This is a genomic window from Nocardioides albus, assembly GCF_014648255.1.
Lineage (GTDB): Bacteria > Actinomycetota > Actinomycetes > Propionibacteriales > Nocardioidaceae > Nocardioides > Nocardioides albus.
In genome coordinates this window covers 186,183-206,887 of record NZ_BMQT01000002.1, presented here as the reverse complement: position 1 = coordinate 206,887, position 20,705 = coordinate 186,183, and the positions used below count along the sequence as shown (strand labels likewise).

Sequence of the window (20,705 nt, the reverse complement as noted above, 5' to 3'; positions counted from 1 at the left end):
ACGTGCGAACATGCAGATATGACCGATGCATCGACCGCAGACCAGACCGCAGGCGAGACGTTCTTCGCCTCGCTCCCCCACGGCATGGGCGGGCTCAACGACAAGATGGGCGTCAAGATCCTGGAGATCTCGGCCGACAAGGTCGTCGGGACCATGCCGGTCGAGGGCAACACCCAACCGTACGGCCTGCTGCACGGCGGTGCCTCGGTCGCTCTCGCCGAGACCCTCGGCTCCACGGGGTCCGGCGTGCACGCCGCGTCCTTGGGCAAGATCGCGGTCGGCGTCGACATCAACGCCACCCACCACCGCTCGGCGACCTCCGGCATCGTCACCGGCACCGCGACGGCCATCCACCTCGGCCGCAGCTCGGCGGCCTACGAGGTCGTGATCACCGACGAGCGCGGCAAGCGGGTCTGCACCTCGCGGATCACCTGCTCGCTCATCGACGCCGACCGCATCTCGATGTAGCTGACCACGCAGAAGGGCCCCGAAGCGGAACGCTTCGGGGCCCTTCCATGGGTAGATCAGACTTCACCAGCGATGTACTTGACCGGGGCGTAGGTGCCCTTGTCGTTGTACTGGTAGATGCCGATGGACGCCGCGGTCGGGCTACCGGTCTCGCCGAGCTCGATCGGGCCGGACTTGCCGTCGTAGTCGATGTCCTTGCCGTCCTCGAGGAGCTTGGAGCAGTCGGTGTACGTCTCGCACTTCTCACCACCGGTGGTGATGTCGACGATCTCCTTGGCGATGGCCTCACCGGCGTCGCTGTCAGCCTTGATCGCCGCCAGCGCGGAGACGATCGTGGCGTCGTAGGACTCGGCCGAGTAGGAGTAGTCCTTCAGCTTCGGGTCGACCTTCAGCAGCTGGTCCTTGAAGTCGCCGGCGGTCTCGGCGCCCGGGAGGGTGCCCTTGACGCCCGTGAGCTCGCCCTTGCCGAAGTCGGCGGAGTAGTCCGACAGGTTGCCGTCGACGAAGTAGGTCGGCAGCTTGGCCGGGCCCACGCCCGCGGAGATCAGCTGAGGGATCAGCTTCTTGGTCTCCTCGAACGCGATCACCACGACCGCGTCCGCGCCCGAGCCCGCGATCTCGTTGATCTGGGCGCTGTAGGACGAGGCGTCCTCGGAGTAGTACGCCGTGGTCGCGACCTTGGAACCGGCGCCCTCGAGGTTGGCCTTGACCTCCTCGGCCAGCGTCTCACCGTACGCGTCCTGGCGAGCCAGGATCGCAACGTTGGTGCGCTTGTCCTCGAGCAGCAGGTTGGCCATGACGGCACCCTGCAGGATGTCGGACGGAGCCGTGCGGAAGTAGAGGTCGGGCTTGGCGTAGTCGCCCTCGTCGAACTCGGTCGAGGTGTTGGCCGGGGAGAACATCACCGTGTTGGCCGACATGATCTTGTCGATCACGGTCATCGACACGCCCGAGGAGGCCGTGCCGATGATGACGTCGGACTTGGCGGAGAGGAGCTTGTCGGCCTCGGTCGGCGCGATCGCGGAGGTCGTGTCACCGGAGTCGGCGAGGACCGGAACGACGTCCTTGCCGAGCACACCACCGGCGGCATTGATGTCCTGGATCGCCAGCTTGACGCCGGCGAACTCGGGCGGGCCGAGGAACGCGAGGCTTCCGGTCTGCGGGAGGAGCTGCCCGATGGTGAGAGTGCCGTCGCCCTTGGCGGCAGCCTTCTTCTCCGGCTCCTCGGATGCGGTCTCGCCGCCGCAGGCGGCGAGGGTGAAGCTGAGCGCCAAGGCGCCAGCGCCTGCGGTCAGCTTCACCCAGGTAGAGGATGATGAGTTCACTGCTTGGTCCCTCTTTCGTATGGGCTGGCCCGGCTCACGTCGGACCTTGCGGAGAAACATTAGAGACGCACGGGGGGTGAAGCACCCGAGGGACGTGTCTTTTCACCAATCCGTTACATCTCCCCCATGGCATCATTGCCTGGGTTGCCGCCATGATCGGCTCCGTATCATCGGAGCCGTGGTGACCCATGATCACTCGGGAAACCCGATTCCCGCCAGGAACAGGCTCGATCGTGGAGGAATTGTGATGATCTGTACGCACCGCACCTGTGAAGGACGGACTCGATGAGCAGGGTGCCGGTGACGATGCGAGAGGCACGAGCCGACGATGCGCTCTTCCTTCTCGGCATCTGGCAGGACTCGCTACGGATGGCCGACGCCCAGGAGCAGCTGAGCGACTTGGAGACGGTCATCGCCGAGGCCGAGGCCTCCTCCGACCAGCGCCTCCTGGTCGCCGAGTGCGGCAGCGAGCCCGTCGGGGCGGTCTACGTGCGGGCGACCACGCTCGGTCCGCTCAACCTGGAGCCGACGGTGCAGGTCTTCGCTCCCCACGTCGTCCCCAGCTTTCGCCGCCGTGGCGTCGGCCGGATGCTGATGGATTCGGCCGTCGTCTTCGCCGAGGACCGCGGGATCAGGACGATCGTGGCCACGGGCTCCGCCGCCGGCCGGGACGGAAACCGGTTCCTCGCTCGCCTCGGCCTCGGCGCCCAGGCGATCATGCGCGCGGCACCGACCGCGGTCGTACGCTCTCGGCTCAACGTCCTCGGCAGAGCCCTGCCTCACCATGCCGGGCTCTCGCGCAGCCCGAAGCACTCCACCGCGGTCGGCGAGCTGCTCGCCGCCCGGCGCTCCCAGCGACGTTCGCACACCGTCGCCTGAACAGCGGCAAGGGCCCCGGAGCGTGCTGCTCCGGGGCCCTTGCCGTCGAGACGTACCGTCAGTCCTTGGCACCCAAGGTGCCGAGATAGAGCTCGACCACCTTCGGGTCGTCGGCGAGCTCGCGCCCCGGACCCGTGTAGGCGTTGCGACCCTGGTCGAGCACGTAGCCGCGGTCGCAGATCTGCAGGCAGCGGCGGGCGTTCTGCTCGACCATCACGACCGAGACGCCGGCCTTGTTGATCTTGCGGGTCTGGACGAAGACCTCGTCCTGCATGACCGGGGAGAGACCCGCGGAGGGCTCGTCGAGCAGCAGCACGGACGGCTCCATCATCAGCGCCCGACCCATCGCGACCATCTGGCGCTCACCGCCGGAGAGTCCCCCGGCGCGCTGCTTTCGCCGCTCGCCCAGCGCCGGGAAGATCGCGGTCACGAAGTCGAACCGCTCGGTGAACTTCTTCGGGGCCTGGTAGCAGCCCATCTGGAGGTTCTCCTCGATGGTCAGGCTCGGGAAGACGTTGTTGGTCTGCGGGACGAAGCCGATCCCGCGGCTGACCAGCTCGTCGGCCCGCTTGCCGGTGATGTCCTCACCCTCGAGGCGTACGGAGCCCTCGTGGATCTTCACCAGCCCGAACAGCGCCTTGAGCAGCGTCGACTTGCCGGCGCCGTTGGGGCCGATGATGCCGACCAGCTCGCCGGGCTGGCAGTAGAGGTCGGTGTCGTTGAGGATGTTGACGCCCGGGAGGTAGCCGGCGATCAGGCCGTCGGCACGCAACACCGCACCCTCGGCCTCACGCTGGTGCGTCTCGCGGAACTTGTCCGCATCGGTGGATGTCACTTCGAGTCCTCCTCTTGGGCGATCTCGGCCTCGACCTCGGCCTCGAGGCGAGCCTCGTCGAGCTCGCTCAGGTCGGTGTCGTGGTGAGCCCCGAGATAGGCGTCGATGACACGTTGGTCGGCCATGACCGACTCCGGAGTGCCTTCGGCGACGATCTTCCCCTGAGCCATCACGATGACCCAGTCGGAGATGTCGCGGACCATGTCCATGTCGTGCTCGACGAAGAGGACCGTACGGCCCTCGTCGCGCAGCGACTTCACGTGGCCGAGCAGCGACTGCTTCAGGGCCGGATTCACCCCCGCCATCGGCTCGTCGAGCATCACCACCTCAGGGTCGACCATGAGCGCACGAGCCATCTCCAGCAGCTTGCGCTGACCACCCGAGAGGGATCCCGCGAAGTCCTCGCGCTTCTTGTCGAGCATGAACCGGGCCAGCAGCTCGTCGGCCTTGTTGGTGACCTCGTCCTCCTGCTTGCCCCACAGGAACTTGAACGGCGCGGCCCAGATCCGCTCGCCCTTCTGGCCGGTGGCGCCCAGGCGCATGTTCTCGATGACGGTGAGCTTGGCCAGCACCTTGGTGAGCTGGAAGGTGCGCACCATCCCGAGGCGGGCGACCTTGTAGGGAGCGACGCCCTTGAGCGACTTGCCCTCCAGGCTCCACGAGCCGGTGTTCGGCTGGTCGAAGCCGGTCAGCAGGTTGAAGAACGTCGTCTTGCCGGCACCGTTGGGACCGATCAGGGCGGTGATCGCGCCCCGCTGGATCTCGACGTGCTCGACGTCGACGGCGGTGAGTCCGCCGAACGTACGCGTGATGCTGTCGGCGACCAGGATCGGGTCGGGCTTCTTGGCACCCGGCTCCGTGCTCACGCCGACGAGTCCCGCCGGCCCGGTCTGGGCCGTGTCTGTCTTCGTCTGGTCAGTCATGTCAGCGTCCATCGATCGCGATCTCCCTACGGTCGCCGATGATGCCCTGTGGGCGGAAGATCATCAGCAGCATGATGGCCAGGCCGAGCATGATGTATCGGATCAGGCTGGCCTGGGTGTCGGTCATGATGACCTCCGGGATCCAGCCACCGTCACCGGCCGACTGGCTGAAGAACGAGCCCAGACCGGCGATGAGGAACCAGAACACGAACGCACCGATGACCGGACCCATCACCCTGCCCGCGCCACCGAGGAGCAGCGCCGCGAAGGCGTAGAAGGTCATCAGGGTCGAGTAGTCGCTCGGTACGACGGAAGCCTGCTTGAGCGCCAGGAACAGACCGCCCAGACCACCGATGACGCCACCGAGCGCGAGCGCCTGCATCTTGTAGGCGAAGACGTTCTTGCCCAGCGAGCGGACGGCGTCCTCGTCCTCACGGATGGAGCGGAGCACGCGGCCCCACGGGCTGCGCATGAGAGCCCACACCAGCAGGCAGCACAGCGCGACCAGGGCCCAGCCAACCGTCAACGACCACAGGTCGTTGCGTCCGAACGAGACGATGCCCAGGTCGAGGCCGCTGCTGAAGGGGTTGGCCTCCTGGAACGGCTTGGCGTAGCCGTTGAGACCGTTGGAGCCACCGAAGGTGTCCTTGGTCTCCACCGCACCGAAGACGAACCGCAGCACCTCGGCCGCGGCGATCGTGACGATGGCCAGATAGTCGGCGCGCAGACGCAGCGTCGGAACACCGAGGATCACCGCCAGCACGAGCGGGGCGACGATCGCCATCAGCACGCCGATCCAGAACGGGGCGTCGAAGGTGACCACGGTGACGGCCATGCCGTACGCACCCGCCGCGACGAACCCGGCCTGACCGAAGTTGAGCAGCCCGGTGTAGCCGAAGTGGATGTTGAGGCCGATGGCGGCCAGGACGAAGACGATCGCCTGTGGGCCCAGCGCCTGCTGCAGCGCTGCCCGGAGAATGTCGAGAATATCCATTGTCTCTCCTACCCGAGCCGCTCTTTACGGCCCAGGATGCCCTGGGGCCGGACCAGCAAGATCACGATCATGATCAGCAGCGGGCCGACCTCCTTGATCGACGTGGGTACGCCGAACAGCGGCCCGAGCTCGTAGACGAGCCCGATCACCAAGGAGCCGACCAGGGAGCCCCAGATCGTGCCGAGGCCACCGAGCGTGACCGCGGCGAAGATGACCAGGAGGATCCGCATCCCCATGAAGACGTTGACCTGCAGAGTGAGCGCGTAGAGAACACCGGACAGCGCGGTCAGAGCCGCGCCGATCACCCAGGCGTTCGTGATGACACCGTCGACCCGCAGACCGGAGGACGCCGCCAGCGCCGGGTTGTCGGAGACCGCCCGCATCGCCTTGCCCATCCGGCTCTTGGCCAGCCACAGGCAGACCACCGTGATGGTGACGATGGAGATCAGCACGGTGATCGCCTCACGGTCGGCGAAGGCGAGACCGAGGTAGTACCAGTGCTCCTCACGCTGCTGACCGGAGTACTGGGACACCGACCTGGTCGAGGAGCTGTAGAAGTACTGGTAGAGGTAGCGCAGGAAGATCGAGAGGCCGATCGAGACGATCATCATCGCGATCAGTCCGGTGCCACGTCGCCGCAACGGCCCCCACAGCACCTTGTCCTGGACGTAGCCGCCGACCCCACCGAGCACGACCGCGATGATGCCCGCGAGGATCACCGAGACCGTGGCCAGACCGCCGGTCTTGAAGAGCTGATCGAAGGTCCAGGCCATCAGCGCGCCGAAGGTGAGCAGCTCACCGTGGGCGAAGTTCGACAGGCCGGTCGTGCCGAAGATCAGCGAGAAACCGAGAGCGGCCAGGCACAGGACCAGGGCGAACACGATGCCCGCGCGCAGGTTCTGAGCCAGGTCCTTGCCGAAGCTCGACTGCTCGCCGGCGGTGACCCCGATCGGGAAGATGGCCCGGTTGTTGGGGCCCTGGAAGCGCACCTGGACGGTGGCCTCGTTCTTGGTGTTCTCGTCGAGGACCGTCCCCGAAGGGAGCGACTTCTCGTCGAGGCTCACGACGTGCTTGCCGAGCTCCTCGACCTCGATGATCGCCACACCCTTGGCGTCCGTGACGCCTTCGCCGACCTTGTCGCCGTCCTTGGTGACCACGAGGGTCACGCCCTCGATCGGCTTCGGATTGCCTTGGGCATCCTTGTTGGCCTCGTCCTGCAGCGTCACCTGGATCGCGGTGGCGTCTGGCGGTGGGGTCTCGGTCGCCTGTGCGGCTACCGTGCTTCCTACCATCAGCACCATCAGCGCACCGATGAGCGCGACCAGGACTCTGTAGAGCCGCTTGCGCACGTGGGTACTCCTACCTGTGTGTCCTAGGGACGGACCCTGACACCAGCTGTGGGGTCGCTGGTCAGCCGGATCCGCCGGGGCAGTCTAGGCAGACTTTGTTCAGGAAGGACACGGGTCTGACGACTGGGTGAATACCGCAACCGATCTGTGACGTTGCGTTTACACGAAGCCGCGGAGTCGCGGCCTGAGGAGTCAGGCCTGAGGGCCGCTGACCCCGTGCTCGATGACGCCCTCGGCGACCTGACGCATCGAGAGCCGCAGATCCATCGCGGTCTTCTGGATCCACCGGAACGCCTCCGGCTCGCTGAGCGTGAGACCCTCCTGCAGAATCCCCTTGGCCCGGTCCACAGCCTTGCGGGTCTCCAGCCGGTCGGTCAGGCCGGCGACCTCCTTCTCGAGCTGAGCGAGCTCTTGGAAGCGGCTCACGGCCAGCTCGATCGCAGGCACCAGGTCGGTGATGTTGAACGGCTTGACGAGGTAGGCCATCGCGCCGGCGTCGCGTGCCCGCTCCACCAGCTCACGCTGGGAGAACGCAGTCAGCATGACGACCGGGGCGATCCGGTCCCGCGCGATCGCCTCCGCTGCGGCGATCCCGTCGAGCACCGGCATCTTCACATCGAGGATGACCAGGTCGGGTCGGTGCTCGGTGGCGAGCTCGATCGCGGCCTTGCCGTCCCCGGCCTCGCCGACGACGTGGTAACCCTCCTCGGTGAGCATCTCCTTGAGGTCCATCCGGATCAGGACCTCATCCTCCGCGATGACGACCGTGCGCCGCGTGTGGGTCTCCGGGGTGCTGCTGGGGTTGCTCTCCGTCACGAGCACAGACTAGGGCATCGCAGGCAGGTCCCGGTTCAGTGATCCCGCCCACGGTCCGGTAAGTTTGACCATTGCCGGGCCCGTACGCGGGCCGAGGAGCCCCGGTACTCCAACGGCAGAGAGGGCGGTCTCAAACACCGTATAGTGTCGGTTCGAATCCGACTCGGGGCACCAGATCGTTCGTGCATTCCACCGAAGTGTCGGTGCTCGAGCGCAGACTACGGGGATGTACGCCGCCCCTGTCCGCGCTGAGGCCCTCGCGCTCCTCGCACAAGGCAAGTCGCTGTCGGCGGTCGCCAGGGCGACGGGCGTCGCGCGATCGACGATTCGAGAGTGGCGGGACCGCGAACCCAGCAGCAGACCCGGCGCCTGCCCGCGGTGCGATGACCTGCAGATCGACGAGGAGGCGTACGCCGCGCTTCTCGGTTTCTATCTCGGAGACGGCTACATCGCGAGAGCTGCCCGCTACTACTCCCTCCGCATCTCCTGCGACCTCGTCTATCCGCGGATCATCGAGGACGTGGTGGATCTGCTCGATCGGATCAGGCCGGGTGGCCGGGTCTTTCGCGTGCCACGGACCGGATGCCTGGATGTCCATTCGAACTGGATGCACTGGCCCTGCCTGTTCCCCCAGCACGGAACGGGCCGCAAGCACACCCGGTCGATCGTCCTCGAACCGTGGCAGCGCAAGATCGTCGAGAGCTGCCCGGCCGACTTCCTCCGGGGCCTCTTCCACAGCGACGGCTCCCGCAGCGTCAACACCGTCACCCGTCGTTTCCCGAGCGGTCGTCGGACCTACGTCTATCCTCGCTGGCAGTTCGTCAACGTCTCCGACGACATCCGCGGTCTGTGCGCATGGGCCCTCGACCTCGTCGAGATCCCATGGCGTCAGTCCAACTGGAAGACGATCAGCGTCTCGCGCCGCGAAGCTGTCGCGGCGCTCGACGCCTTGATCGGCCCGAAGAGCTAGCTCTTGCGCTCGTAAGCAGGCGCGACCGCGTTGATCGCGTCGCCGATGCGGTGGATGCGCAGGGCGTTGGTGGAGCCGGGGATGCCGGGAGGCGAGCCGGCGATGATGACGACGAACTCACCTTCCTCGACACGGCCGAGCTTGAGCAGGTTCTCGTCGACCTGGCGGACCATCTCGTCGGTGTGCTCGACCTCGTCGGTGCGGAAGGTCTCGGTGCCCCAGCTGAGCGCGAGCTGGCTGCGTACGGCGTCGGAGGGGGTGAAGGCGAGCAACGGGATCACACCGCGCAGCCGAGAGAGTCGGCGGGCGGAGTCACCGGAGGTGGTGAAGGCGACCAGGTATTTCGCGCCGACCCGGTCGGCGACCTCGGCGGCGGCCTTGGCGATGACCCCGGAGCGGGTGTGCGGGTCCCAGTCGATGGGACTCAGCTCGGCGGCGCGGCTGCCTTCGGAGGAGAACGCGTGGCGCTCGGTGGCGGCGATGATCCGCGCCATCGTCTCGACGGTGTGGATCGGATAGTCGCCCACGCTCGTCTCGGCGGAGAGCATCACCGCGTCGGCACCGTCGAGGACCGCGTTGGCGACGTCGTTGGCCTCGGCGCGGGTGGGCGCGGGGTTGGAGATCATCGAGTCGAGCATCTGGGTGGCGACGATGACCGGCTTGGCGTTGAGGCGGGCGAGCTCGATGATCCGCTTCTGCAAGAAGGGGACCTCCTCGAGCGGGCACTCCACACCGAGGTCTCCGCGGGCGACCATGAACATGTCGAAGGCGGCGATGACCTCGTCGAGGTTGTCGATCGCCTGCGGCTTCTCGATCTTGGCGATGACGGGGACGACACGCCCCTCCTCGTCCATGATCTTGCGGACGTCCTCGTAGTCCCTCGCGTTGCGTACGAAGCTGAGCGCGACCATGTCGACGCCGAGCTTGAGCGCGAACCGCAGGTCCTCCTCGTCCTTCTCGGACAGCGCCGGCACGGAGACGGCGACGCCGGGAAGGTTGATGCCCTTGTTGTTGGACACGGGCCCACCGACCAGCACCTCGGTGTGGACCTCGGTGTCCTCGACCGCAGTCACGCGCAGCCGCAGCTTGCCGTCGTCGATCAGGATCGGGTCTCCGACCTTCACGTCACCCGGGAGGCCCTTGTAGGTCGTCCCGCAGATCTTGTCGGTGCCGGGCACATCCCGGGTGGTGATCGTCCACGCCTGACCGCGGTGGAGGGTGGTCGACCCTTCCTCGAAGCGCTCGAGGCGGATCTTGGGGCCCTGCAGGTCGGCGAAGATGCCGACGCTGTGACCGCTCGCCGCAGCGGCGTCCCGCACCAGCGCGTAGTTGCTGGAGTGGTCGTCGTGGGACCCGTGGCTCATGTTCATCCGGGCGACGTCCATGCCTGCGTAGACGAGCTCGCGGATGCGACGCTCCGTCCCGACGGCGGGTCCCAGGGTGCAGACGATCTTGGCTCTTCTCACGGGAGCCCAGACTACCCCTCTGGAACGTTCAAACCAGCACCCGCGGGGTGCCCCGAGATGGCCATTCATCGAGCATTCACCCAGGTCCCGGCCTCAGATGTCGCCTGCCCGCGGCACGTCGAGCGTGAGGGCGCCGGCGGCTAGCCTCTGCCCACAGGCGCGACAATGCACGTGAGCGACAAACTCCTCGCCACAAGTGTGTAGGAGCGGCGCCGGATCGGGTCCGGTGCGGGCATGGTCGCTCCCCCATTTCTTGAGCGTGAGCAGCACCGGCGACAGGGCTCGACCGGCGGCGGTCAGCCGATACTCGTAGCGCACCGGTCGCGCGCTGTACTGCTCCCGCGCGATCACGCCGTGCTCGACCAGCTTGCGCAGCCGCACGGTGAGCACGTCGCGCGGCGCCCCGGTGTTGCGGGCGATCTGGGAGAACCGGAGCTGGTCATAGAAGAGCTCTCGTACGACGAGCAGGCTCCAGCGGTCGCCGACGATCTCGAGCGCGTCGGCGATGGTGCACTCCCGGGGAGTCGCGACGGCAGGTACGTCCGGCATGGGCCCAGTCTCGCGCCACCGGTACGTCCTCCCAAACCCGACTGGCCCGGCACCTCCGCTGTGGAGGTGCCGGGCCAGTGGTCGGCACGCCGTTGTGCCTGGTGTTCTCAGACCTGCGGGTCTCAGACCATCAGCTGCCGGTCCGTCGGACGGATCGGCGCCGGCAGGTTGGTCGAGCCGGTGAGGAAGGTGTCGACCGCGGCAGCTGCCGCCCGCCCCTCGGCGATCGCCCACACGATCAGCGACTGTCCGCGACCCGCGTCGCCGGCGACGTACACGCCGGGGACGGAGGTGGCGAAGGAGTCGTCGCGAGCGACGTTGCCGCGAGCGTCGTACTCGACACCGAGCTGGGTGAGGAGGCCGTCCTTCTCGGGGCCGGTGAAGCCCATCGCCAGCAGGACGAGGTCGGCGGGGATCTCCTTCTCCGTCCCCTCCTTCTCGGTCAGCTTGCCGTCGATGAACTCGACCTCGACGAGCTTCAACGCGCGTACGCGGCCGTCCTCGGTGCCGAGGAACTCCTTGGTGGAGACCGCGTAGACGCGCTCGCCACCCTCCTCGTGCGCGGAGGCGACCCGGTAGGTCATCGGGTAGGTCGGCCACGGCTGAGCGTCGGGACGCTCCTCCGGCGGGCGCGGCATGATCTCCAGCTGGGTGATCGACTCCGCGCCCTGGCGGATCGCGGTCCCGAGGCAGTCGGCGCCGGTGTCACCGCCACCGATGATGACCACGTGCTTGCCCTCGGCCAGGATCTGGTCCTCGACCGCCTCACCGAGCGAGGCGCGGTTGGACTGCGGCAGGTATTCCATCGCCTGGTGGATCCCGTCGAGCTCGCGCCCGGGGACCGGCAGGTCGCGACCGACGGTCGAGCCGTTGGCCAGCACGATCGCGTCGTAGCGGTCCTGGAGCTGTGCACCGGTGATGTCGGTGCCGACGTCGACGCCCGGGCGGAAGACCGTGCCCTCCCGGCGCATCTGCGCCAGACGCTGGTCGACCTGCGACTTCTCCATCTTGAACTCAGGGATGCCGTAGCGCAGCAGCCCGCCGATCTTGTCGGCCCGCTCGTAGACGGCCACGGTGTGACCCGACCGGGTGAGCTGCTGGGCGGCGGCGAGGCCCGCGGGGCCGGAGCCGATGACGGCGACCGCCTTGCCGGAGAGCCACTCGGGTGGCTGCGGCTTGACGTGGCCCGAGTCCCAGGCCTTGTCGATGATCGCGACCTCGATGTTCTTGATGGTCACCGCCGGCTGGTTGATGCCCAGCACGCAGGCCGACTCGCACGGAGCCGGGCAGAGGCGACCGGTGAACTCGGGGAAGTTGTTGGTCGCGTGCAGACGCTCGGAGGCGCCTTCCCAGTCGTTGCGCCAGACCAGGTCGTTCCACTCGGGGATGATGTTGCCGAGCGGGCAGCCCTGGTGGCAGAACGGGATGCCGCAGTCCATGCAGCGCGAGGCCTGGGTGTTGATGATCGGGAGCAGGGTCTTGCCGACCTTGCCCGGGTAGACCTCGTGCCAGTCCTTGACCCGCTCGTCCACGGGACGACGGGTCGCTACCTCGCGACCGTTCTTCAAAAAGCCCTTGGGGTCAGCCACAGAAGGCCTCCTTCTTCGACTCAGCAAGGTCAGCCATGCTGTGTTGGATGTTCATGGACTTCGCAAGCTCATCCATGAAGTACCTCCATAATCCGCTGCGCTGCCTCGTCCTCGTCGAGGCCCTCCTCGAGGGCCTCCTCCTGGGCTTCGAGCACGCGCTTGTAGTCACTGGGCATGACCTGCGTGAAGCGGGTCAGGGAGTTCGGCCAGTCGGCCAGGAGCGCCTCGGCGACGGCCGAGCCGGTCTCCTCGAGGTGGTCGCGGACGAGCTGCTCGAGCTCGGCGGCGTACTTCTCCTCTACGGGGGTGGCGTCGTCGAGCTCGCTGTTGAGGCGCTGCTCGGCGAAGTCGAGGACCCAGGCGATACCGCCGGACATGCCTGCGGCGAAGTTGCGCCCGGTCGGGCCGAGCACGACGACACGACCACCGGTCATGTATTCGCAGCCGTGGTCGCCGACGCCTTCGGTGACGATGGTCGCCCCGGAGTTGCGGACCGCGGCCCGCTCCCCCACGCCGCCGCGGATGTGGATCCGTCCGCTGGTGGCGCCGTAGGCCAGCGTGTTGCCGGCGATGATGTGGTCCTCGGCCCTGAACCCGGCCGTACGCTCCGGCCGGATGACCACCCGGCCACCGGAGAGACCCTTGCCGACGTAGTCGTTGGCGTCCCCTTCCAGCCGCAGCGTCAGTCCCTTGGGGATGAACGCGCCGAACGACTGGCCGGCAGAGCCGGTGAAGGTGATGTCGATCGTCCCCTCGGGGAGACCCTCACCGCGGTAGCGCTTGGTGATCTCGTGACCGAGGAGCGTGCCGACGGTGCGGTTGACGTTGCGGATCGGCAGCTGGGCCCGCACCGGCTCGCCGTTCTCGAGCGCTGGCTGAGCCAGCGGTACGAGCTGGGTGAGGTCGAGGGACTTCTCCAGCCCGTGGTCCTGGCCCTTGGTGTTGTAGAGGGTCTGGTCGACGAACTGCTCCGGCGACTCCACGCGGGTGAAGATCGGCGCGAGGTCGAGCCCGGAGGCCTTCCAGTGGTCGATCGCGTCGCGGGCGTCGAGCGCCTCGGCGTGGCCGACGGCCTCGTCGATGCTCCGGAAGCCGAGCTCGGCGAGGAGCTCGCGGACCTCCTCGGCGATGTAGCGCATGAAGTTGACGACGTACTCCGCCTTGCCGGTGAACCGCTCGCGCAGGACCGGGTTCTGGGTGGCGACGCCGACGGGGCAGGTGTCGAGGTGGCAGACCCGCATCATCACGCAACCGGAGACGACCAGCGGCGCGGTGGCGAAGCCGAACTCCTCAGCACCGAGCAGCGCGGCGATGACCACGTCGCGACCGGTCTTGAGCTGACCGTCGGTCTGCACCACGATCCGGTCGCGCAGCCCGTTGAGGAGCAGCGTCTGCTGCGCCTCGGCGAGGCCGAGCTCCCAGGGACCGCCGGCGTGCTTGAGCGACGTCAGCGGGGAGGCCCCGGTGCCGCCGTCGTGACCGGAGATCAGGACCACGTCGGCGTGGGCCTTGGAGACACCCGCGGCGACGGTGCCGACGCCGACCTCGGCCACGAGCTTCACGTGGACGCGAGCGCTCGGGTTGGCGTTCTTGAGGTCGTGGATCAGCTGAGCCAGGTCTTCGATGGAGTAGATGTCGTGGTGCGGCGGCGGGGAGATGAGGCCCACGCCCGGCGTCGAGTGACGCGTCTTGGCCACCCACGGGTAGACCTTGTGGCCGGGCAGCTGGCCGCCCTCACCGGGCTTGGCGCCCTGGGCCATCTTGATCTGGATGTCGTCGGCGTTGGTCAGGTATTCGCTGGTGACGCCGAAGCGCCCCGAGGCGACCTGCTTGATCGACGAGCGACGCTTCGGGTCGTAGAGACGATCCGGGTCCTCGCCGCCCTCACCGGTGTTGGACTTGCCGCCGAGGATGTTCATCGCGACGGCGAGCGTCTCGTGAGCCTCCTGGGAGATCGAGCCGTAGGACATCGCGCCGGTCGAGAAGCGCTTGACGATCGCCTCGACGGGCTCGACCTCGTCGATCGAGATCTTCGCCCGGCCCAGCTCCTCGGCGCCCTTGAGCTTGAAGAGCCCGCGCAGCGTCATCAGTCGCTCGGACTGCTCGTTGACGCGGTCGGTGTACTGCTTGAAGACGTCGTAGCGGCCGCTGCGGGTGGCGTGCTGGAGCCGGAAGACGGTCTCCGGGTCGAACAGGTGCGGCTCACCCTCGCGGCGCCACTGGTACTCGCCGCCGATGGGCAGCGCGCGGTGGGCGTTGGCGACTCCGTCGCGGGGGTACGCAGTGGCGTGCCGCTTCGCGACCTCCTCGGCGATCACGTCGAGGCCGATGCCGCCCAGCTTGGAGGTGGTGCCGGTGAAGTAGCGGTCCACGACCTCCTTCGAGAGGCCGACGGCCTCGAAGATCTGGGCGCCGGTGTAGGAGGCGACCGTGGAGACGCCGATCTTCGACATCACCTTGAGGACACCCTTGCCGAGCGCCTTGATCGTGTTGGCCATCGCCGCCTCGGCGTCGGCCTTCACGAAGTAGCCCTCGTAGGCGAGGTCCTCGACGGACTCGATCGCCAGGTAGGGGTTGACCGCGGCGGCGCCGTAGCCGATCAGCAGCGCGACATGGTGGACCTCGCGTACGTCCCCGGCCTCGATCAGGAGGCCGACCTGCGAACGGGTGCGCTCGCGGACCAGGTGGTGGTGGACGGCGCCGGTGAGCAGCAGCGACGGGATCGGCGCCATCTCCTGGGTGGAGTGACGGTCGGAGAGGACGATGATGCGGGCACCGTCCTCGATCGCCTGGGAGACCTCGGCGGCGATCTCGTCCAGCCGGGCGCGAAGCGCCTCCGCGCCGCCGTCGACCTCGTAGAGGCCGCGGACGACGTGGACCGCGAAGCCCGGCATGTCACCGTCACGGTTGATGTGGCGGATCTTGGCGAGGTCGTCGTTGGAGATGACCGGGAACGGCAGCACGATCTGACGGCACGAGGCCGGTCCGGGGCTGAGCAGGTTGGACTCGGCGCCGATGGTGCCGGCCAGGCTGGTGACCAGCTCCTCGCGGATCGCGTCCAGCGGCGGGTTGGTGACCTGCGCGAAGAGCTGGGCGAAGTAGTCGAACAGCATCCGCGGCTTGTCGCTCAGCGCAGCGATCGGGCTGTCGGTGCCCATCGAGCCGATCGGCTCGGCCGCGGTGTTGGCCATCGGCGCGAGCAGGACGCGGAGCTCTTCCTCGGTGTAGCCGAAGACCTGCTGCCGCCGTGTCACCGAGGCGTGGGTGTGGATGATGTGCTCGCGCTCGGGGATGTCCTCGAGGCGTACGAGACCGGCGTGGAGCCACTCGTCGTAGGGGTGTTCGGAGGCGAGCTCGGACTTGATCTCGTCGTCCTCGATGATCCGGTGCTCCGCGGTGTCGACCAAGAACATCTTGCCCGGCTGGACCCGACCCTTGCGGACCACGGTGGCGGGGTCGATGTCGTCGAGCACGCCGGCCTCGGAGCCGAGCACGACCAGGCCGTCCTCGGTGACCCAGTAGCGAGAGGGGCGCAGGCCGTTGCGGTCGAGGACCGCGCCGATCTGGGTGCCGTCGGTGAACACGACCGATGCGGGACCGTCCCAGGGCTCCATCAGCGAGGAGTGGAACTCGTAGAACGCCTTGCGGGCGGGGTCCATCTCCTCGTGCTTCTCCCACGCCTCCGGGATCATCATCAGCATGGCGTGGGGCAGGCTGCGTCCCGAGAGGTGGAGCAGCTCGAGCACCTCGTCGAAGGAGGCCGAGTCGGAGACGCCCTCGGTGCAGATCGGGAAGAGCCGCTCCAGGTCGCCGGGGATCAGGTCGGACTCGAGCAGCGACTCGCGTGCCTTCATCCAGTTGCGGTTGCCCATCACGGTGTTGATCTCGCCGTTGTGGGCGATGAACCGGAACGGGTGGCTCAGGGGCCAGCTCGGGAAGGTGTTGGTCGAGAACCGGCTGTGGACGACGGCGATCGCGGAGGCCATCCGCTCGTCGACCAGGTCGGGGAACACCTGGGCCAGCTGGGGCGTGGTGAGCATGCCCTTGTAGACGATGGTGCGACTCGAGAGCGAGGGGAAGTAGACGTCGGTCTCCTTCTCCGCGCGCTTGCGCAGGCAGAAGGCGAGCCGCTCCAGGGCCAGCCCGGTCACGCGCTGCTTGGCACCGGCGACGAAGAGCTGCCGGAAGGTCGGCATGACCGCCTTGGCGGTGGCACCGAGGGAGTCCGGGTTCACCGGCACGTCACGCCAGCCGAGAACCTCCAGGCCCTCCTCGGTCGCGATTTCCTCGACCATCTTGGCGGTGCGCTCGACCTGGTCGGCGTCGCCGGGGATGAAGGCTGTGCCGACGGCATAGGCGCGCTCGGCCGGAAGGTCGAAGTCGACGACCTCACGCAGGAAGGCGTCGGGGACCTGCAGCAGGATCCCGGCGCCGTCGCCAGAGTTGGTCTCGGCGCCGGCGGCGCCGCGGTGGTCGAGATTCACCAGGGCACGGATGCCCTGCTTCACGATGTCGTGGCTGGCCTCACCGGTCAGCGTCGCAACCATGGCGACGCCGCAGGCGTCCTTCTCGAACCGAGGGTCATAGAGGCCCTGGGGGGATGGATACGAGTGCTCGTACGGCACCGGGATCTCCCGTCTGTCCGGGCTCGGGTACGCACGGCCCGACGCAGCCCGATAGCCCCGGATTTCCGGCTCTGCTTCGAGTCGGGTCCGGAGCGGGGGATGTCTGCGACAGGTGCGCGCGCCCTTGCGGGGATGAAACTGGCAATCTGCAGGGGACAGCGTTGGCCCGCGCGAGTGCGGCTAGGTTACCACTGTGTCACGCGTAGGTTGCGCACGAGGGTCGAACGGTGGACACCCTCCGGCAGGGCGCTCCATTGCGCCCGATATCTATGCCTGATCAGGCCTTTGTCGAGGATTCCTCGTCGTCGGTCCCGTTGTCGCTCACGTCGCTGGCGTTGTCTTTGTCGGCGTCATTCTCGGTGTCGTCCGCAGGGTCGTTCGTGGTGTCGTTCGCCGGGGCCTTGGCAGGATCGCTGTAGACCTCCTCCTCGACCATACCCCGGCCGCTGAGCGTGGCATATGTCCACCACGCGGCCGCGAGGACGAACAGGATGATCGACATCCACTCGCTCCAGCGCAGGCCGAGCACGTCGACCAGCTGCACGTTGTCGATGCGCAGGGTCTCGATCATGCCGCGGCCCAGGCAGTAGGCCATCACGTAGAGAGCGACCACGCGACCGCCGCCCAGGCGCAGCTTCTTCTGCAGGTAGACGATGACGAAGAAGGCGAGGATGTCCCAGCAGAACTCGTAGAGGAACGTCGGGTGGAAGGTGGTGCCGGCCGGGAACTGGCCGGGGCCCTCGGGGTAGAACGACGGGTCGATCTCCAGGCCCCAGGGCAGGTCGGTGGGCCTGCCGAAGAGCTCCTGGTTGAACCAGTTGCCCCAGCGGCCGATGCCCATCGCGAGCAGACAGGTCGGGGCGATGGTGTCGAGCAGCGGGATGATCTTGATGCCCTTGGTCTTGGCACCGATGATCGCGCCGACCGCGCCGAACGCGATCGCACCCCACACGCCGAGCCCACCGCGCCAGATGTAGAGCGCCTCGATCGGGTTGGCGCCGTCGCCGAAGTAGAGCTGCCAGTCGGTCATGACGTGGTAGAGCCGGCCACCGATCAGCCCGAACGGAACCGCCCACAGCGCGATGTCCTGGATGTCGCCGGCTCGGCCGCCGCGAGCCTGCCAGCGCCGCTCGGAGACCCAGACCGCGACGATGATGCCGAGGATGATCGCGAAGGCGTAGCCGCGCAACGGGACCGGCCCGAGCCAGAGCACGCCTTCGGCCGGGCTGGGGATGGACATCGGGAGCATCATGCGGCGTTTACTTCCTCAAGGAGGTGGTGGATGTCGTCGGCGAACTGCTTGGGCGAGGTGTTCATCGACCACACCACGCTGGCCTGCCCCTGAGAGACGGCGGAGACGTGGGTGTCGTGGACCCCGAGATCGTAGCCCCCGCTCGGTAGCCGGTCCGCCTCCCCCACGTAGAGCCGCATCGACTCGGCCAGGGTGACGATGTCCTTCAGCTCGCCGGTGAGGCCGATGAAGTCCTCGTCGTAGCGGTCGAGGTACTTCTCGAGCACCTTCGTCGTGTCGCGTGCCGGATCGGTGGTCACGAAGACGACGTCGACCTGCTTGCGCTCAGCGGGGTCGAGACGGGTCAGCGCCGAAGTCAGGCTCGACATCACCAGCGGGCACTCGTCGGGACACTGGGTGTAGCCGTAGAACACCAGCGTCAGCGGCCGCTCCGCGTCGGTGGCGATCGAGTACGGCTCGCCGGCGGTGTCGGTCAGCGCGGTGTCGGAGAGCTGGTAGGGCGTGTGCTCCTGCCCGGTCATCGCCGAGGCAGGCTTCTGGCTGGTGCCGGGCGCCCCGCAGCCGGCAAGGAGTCCGACCAGAGTCAGCAGAACAGGTAGTACGAGGAGTCTCAACGCGCGCGGACTCCCGCAGCCAGGTCCTCGGTCAGGCTCGCCAGCGCCTTGAGCGCCGCCTGCTCGTCGGCACGGTTGTCCAGCAGCGTACGCACGAAGGCGGAGCCGACGATGACCCCGTCGGCGTAGGCAGCCATCTCGGCCGCCTGGGCGCCGTTGCTCACTCCGAGGCCGACACCGACTGGCAGGTCGGTCCCGGACGGGCTGAGCTGCTTGGTGCGGGCTACGAGCGGGGCGGCCAGGTCGGAGGTCTTGGCACGCGCGCCGGTGACGCCCATGACCGCGGTGGCGTAGACGAAGCCGCGGCACTCGGCCGTGGTCATCGCGATTCGCTCGTCGGTGCTGCTCGGCGCCACCAGGAAGACCTTGTCGAGGTCGCGGGCGTCGGCGGCCTCGATCCACTCCGGTGCGAAGTCGGGGGTGATGTCGGGCGTGATCAGACCCGCGCCACCCGCGTCCAGCAGCTGCTGGGCGAAGCGGTCCACGCCACGGCGCTCGATCGGGTTCCAGCTGGTCATCACCAGGGTCGGCACGCCGGTCGCGGCAACGGCCTCGACGACGCGGAACACGTCGTCGACACGTACGCCGCCGTCGAGCGCCTGCTGCACCGCATCCTGGATCGTGGGGCCGTCCATGACCGGGTCGGAGTAGGGCAGGCCGATCTCGATGATGTCGCAGCCGGCCTCGACCATCGTCGTCAGCGCCTCGATCGAGCCGTCGACCGTGGGGAAGCCCGCCGGGAGGTAGCCGACCAGGGCGGCGCGGTTCTCGGCCTTCGCCTTCTCGAACGCTACCGACGTGCTCACTTTGCGTCTCCCAGTCCGAAGTAATCGATGGCGGTGCCCATGTCCTTGTCGCCGCGACCGGACAGGTTGATCAGGATCGTGGCGCCTTCGCCGTGGCGCTCCTTGATCTGCGGCGCGATCTTGATGGCGCCGGCGATCGCGTGGGCGGACTCGATCGCCGGGATGATGCCCTCCGAGCGCGACAGCAGCGCGAAGGCGTCCATCGCCTCCTTGTCGGTGATCGAGGTGTAGGAGGCGCGGCCGGACTTGGCCAGCCAGGCGTGCTGTGGGCCGACCCCGGGGTAGTCGAGGCCGGCGGAGATCGAGTGGGACTCGATGGTCTGGCCGTCCTCGTCCTGGAGCACGTAGGTGCGGGCCCCGTGGAGCACGCCCGGGTCGTTGGCCTGGATGGTCGCGGCGTGGCGACCGGTCTCGAAGCCGTCTCCCCCGGCCTCGAAGCCGTGGATCTCGACGTCCTCGTCATCCAGGAACGCGGTGAAGAGCCCGATCGCGTTGGAGCCGCCACCGACCGCGGCGACGACGGCGTTCGGGAGCCCACCGAACTGCTCGATGGACTGCGCCCGGGCCTCGTCGCCGATGCCGCGCACGATGTCCCGGACCAGCGTCGGGAACGGGTGCGGTCCGGCGGCGGTGCCGAACAGGTAGGCGGTGTGGTCGACGGTCGCTACCCAGTCGCGCAGCGCCTCGTTGATCGCGTCCTTGAGGGTGCCGCTGCCGGAGGGCACCGGGACGACCTCGGCGCCGAGCAGCCGCATCCGGGCCACGTTGAGCGCCTGGCGGTCGGTGTCGACCTTACCCATGTAGACGGTGCAGTCGAGACCGAAGTAGGCGGCCGCCGTCGCCGAGGCCACGCCGTGCTGGCCGGCGCCGGTCTCGGCGATCACCCGGGTCTTGCCCATCCGCTTGGTGAGCAGGGCCTGGCCGAGCACGTTGCGGATCTTGTGGGCGCCGGTGTGGTTGAGGTCCTCCCGCTTGAGGAGGACCCGTAGGCCGAGCTGCTCGGAGAGCCGGGTCGCGTGGTAGAGCGGGCTGGGCAGGTTGGCGTAGTCACGCAGGATCGCATCGAACTCGGCCACGAATGCGGGGTCGGCCTTGGCCTTCTGCCAGGCGTCGTCGAGCTCGATGAGCGCCTTCATCAGCGCCTCGGGCATGAAGCGGCCGCCGAAGCCCTCGGCCTCGCCACCGAACCAGCCGAACTCGTCGGCGTCGTAGCTCGTCGTTTCGTGGATGTGAGTTGTCATGGCT

The 20,705-nt window shown here is 67.9% G+C and carries 17 protein-coding genes and 1 tRNA gene; 4 read left to right on the top strand and 14 right to left on the bottom strand.

The window, feature by feature from the left end; genetic code table 11:
- Window positions 1-18: 18 nt before the first annotated feature.
- Window positions 19-468, top strand: a complete 450-nt coding sequence (locus tag IEY84_RS04325) for a hotdog fold thioesterase (protein WP_183545237.1) — start codon at window positions 19-21, stop codon at window positions 466-468.
- Between the two features lie 56 nt (window positions 469-524).
- Here the strand turns inward: IEY84_RS04325 and IEY84_RS04320 are convergent, their stop codons facing one another.
- Window positions 525-1,769, bottom strand: a complete 1,245-nt coding sequence (locus IEY84_RS04320) for an ABC transporter substrate-binding protein (RefSeq protein ID WP_229788330.1) — start codon at window positions 1,767-1,769, stop codon at window positions 525-527.
- 309 nt (window positions 1,770-2,078) lie between these two features.
- Here IEY84_RS04320 and IEY84_RS04315 point away from each other — a divergent pair, with 309 nt between their 5' ends.
- The gene (locus IEY84_RS04315; RefSeq protein WP_183545241.1) at window positions 2,079-2,672 is read left to right on the top strand and encodes a GNAT family N-acetyltransferase; all 594 of its coding nucleotides are present in this window, start codon (window positions 2,079-2,081) and stop codon (window positions 2,670-2,672) included.
- Between the two features lie 58 nt (window positions 2,673-2,730).
- Here the strand turns inward: IEY84_RS04315 and IEY84_RS04310 are convergent, their stop codons facing one another.
- The 5 genes from IEY84_RS04310 to IEY84_RS04290 all read right to left on the bottom strand — a co-directional run bounded on the left by IEY84_RS04310 (window position 2,731) and on the right by IEY84_RS04290 (window position 7,595).
- The gene (locus IEY84_RS04310; RefSeq protein ID WP_183545243.1) at window positions 2,731-3,507 is read right to left on the bottom strand and encodes an ABC transporter ATP-binding protein; all 777 of its coding nucleotides are present in this window, start codon (window positions 3,505-3,507) and stop codon (window positions 2,731-2,733) included.
- Window positions 3,504-4,430, bottom strand: a complete 927-nt coding sequence (locus tag IEY84_RS04305; protein WP_229788328.1) for an ABC transporter ATP-binding protein — start codon at window positions 4,428-4,430, stop codon at window positions 3,504-3,506. The genes IEY84_RS04310 and IEY84_RS04305 overlap by 4 nt, the downstream gene beginning before the upstream one ends.
- Window position 4,431: 1 nt before the next feature.
- A complete protein-coding gene (locus IEY84_RS04300) occupies window positions 4,432-5,424 on the bottom strand; it encodes a branched-chain amino acid ABC transporter permease (protein WP_183545247.1) in 993 nt (330 codons plus the stop codon).
- An 8-nt stretch (window positions 5,425-5,432) separates the two neighbouring features.
- Complete coding sequence (locus IEY84_RS04295; RefSeq protein WP_183545249.1) at window positions 5,433-6,773, bottom strand: ABC transporter permease subunit; 1,341 nt, start codon at window positions 6,771-6,773, stop codon at window positions 5,433-5,435.
- 192 nt (window positions 6,774-6,965) lie between these two features.
- A complete protein-coding gene (locus IEY84_RS04290; RefSeq protein WP_183545250.1) occupies window positions 6,966-7,595 on the bottom strand; it encodes an ANTAR domain-containing response regulator in 630 nt (209 codons plus the stop codon).
- Between the two features lie 92 nt (window positions 7,596-7,687).
- On the opposite strand from IEY84_RS04290, the gene IEY84_RS04285 reads away from it, so the two are divergent.
- A tRNA-Leu gene (locus tag IEY84_RS04285) sits at window positions 7,688-7,763 on the top strand.
- Between the two features lie 52 nt (window positions 7,764-7,815).
- Window positions 7,816-8,559, top strand: a complete 744-nt coding sequence (locus IEY84_RS04280; RefSeq protein ID WP_183545251.1) for a helix-turn-helix domain-containing protein — start codon at window positions 7,816-7,818, stop codon at window positions 8,557-8,559.
- On the opposite strand, the gene pyk is transcribed toward IEY84_RS04280, so the two are convergent.
- From pyk to trpB, 8 genes are all read right to left on the bottom strand, one after another.
- Entirely contained in the window at window positions 8,556-10,025 is a 1,470-nt protein-coding gene (gene pyk, locus IEY84_RS04275) for a pyruvate kinase (RefSeq protein WP_183545252.1), read from the bottom strand. The two genes, IEY84_RS04280 and pyk, sit on opposite strands and share 4 nt — an antisense overlap.
- A gap of 93 nt (window positions 10,026-10,118) precedes the next feature.
- Entirely contained in the window at window positions 10,119-10,574 is a 456-nt protein-coding gene (locus IEY84_RS04270) for a winged helix-turn-helix transcriptional regulator (RefSeq protein ID WP_183545253.1), read from the bottom strand.
- A gap of 122 nt (window positions 10,575-10,696) precedes the next feature.
- A complete protein-coding gene (locus IEY84_RS04265; protein WP_183545254.1) occupies window positions 10,697-12,163 on the bottom strand; it encodes a glutamate synthase subunit beta in 1,467 nt (488 codons plus the stop codon).
- Between the two features lie 68 nt (window positions 12,164-12,231).
- Complete coding sequence (gene gltB / locus IEY84_RS04260) at window positions 12,232-16,788, bottom strand: glutamate synthase large subunit (RefSeq protein ID WP_183545255.1); 4,557 nt, start codon at window positions 16,786-16,788, stop codon at window positions 12,232-12,234.
- A 277-nt stretch (window positions 16,789-17,065) separates the two neighbouring features.
- Window positions 17,066-18,028 (bottom strand): prolipoprotein diacylglyceryl transferase, encoded by a 963-nt coding sequence (gene lgt, locus IEY84_RS04255; protein WP_229788316.1) that lies wholly within the window; start codon window positions 18,026-18,028, stop codon window positions 17,066-17,068.
- Between the two features lie 8 nt (window positions 18,029-18,036).
- On the bottom strand, window positions 18,037-18,654 hold the full coding sequence (locus tag IEY84_RS04250; RefSeq protein ID WP_183545257.1) for an SCO family protein: 618 nt from the start codon (window positions 18,652-18,654) through the stop codon (window positions 18,037-18,039).
- On the bottom strand, window positions 18,651-19,460 hold the full coding sequence (gene trpA, locus IEY84_RS04245) for a tryptophan synthase subunit alpha (protein ID WP_183545258.1): 810 nt from the start codon (window positions 19,458-19,460) through the stop codon (window positions 18,651-18,653). The genes IEY84_RS04250 and trpA overlap by 4 nt, the downstream gene beginning before the upstream one ends.
- Window positions 19,457-20,701, bottom strand: a complete 1,245-nt coding sequence (trpB, locus tag IEY84_RS04240) for a tryptophan synthase subunit beta (protein ID WP_183545259.1) — start codon at window positions 20,699-20,701, stop codon at window positions 19,457-19,459. Before trpB ends, trpA begins: the two co-directional genes overlap by 4 nt.
- Between the last annotated feature and the right edge of the window lie 4 nt (window positions 20,702-20,705).

What these genes read in the sequence shown, in the direction of transcription:
- IEY84_RS04300 (WP_183545247.1), bottom strand. Translation starts at nt 5,424, where the DNA reads ATGGATATTCTCGACATTCTCCGGGCAGCGCTGCAGCAGGCGCTGGGC.
- lgt (WP_229788316.1), bottom strand. Translation starts at nt 18,028, where the DNA reads ATGTCCATCCCCAGCCCGGCCGAAGGCGTGCTCTGGCTCGGGCCGGTC.
- IEY84_RS04305 (WP_229788328.1), bottom strand. Translation starts at nt 4,430, where the DNA reads ATGACTGACCAGACGAAGACAGACACGGCCCAGACCGGGCCGGCGGGA.
- IEY84_RS04315 (WP_183545241.1), top strand. Translation starts at nt 2,079, where the DNA reads ATGAGCAGGGTGCCGGTGACGATGCGAGAGGCACGAGCCGACGATGCG.
- IEY84_RS04280 (WP_183545251.1), top strand. Translation starts at nt 7,816, where the DNA reads ATGTACGCCGCCCCTGTCCGCGCTGAGGCCCTCGCGCTCCTCGCACAA.
- IEY84_RS04325 (WP_183545237.1), top strand. Translation starts at nt 19, where the DNA reads ATGACCGATGCATCGACCGCAGACCAGACCGCAGGCGAGACGTTCTTC.
- trpB (WP_183545259.1), bottom strand. Translation starts at nt 20,701, where the DNA reads ATGACAACTCACATCCACGAAACGACGAGCTACGACGCCGACGAGTTC.
- IEY84_RS04270 (WP_183545253.1), bottom strand. Translation starts at nt 10,574, where the DNA reads ATGCCGGACGTACCTGCCGTCGCGACTCCCCGGGAGTGCACCATCGCC.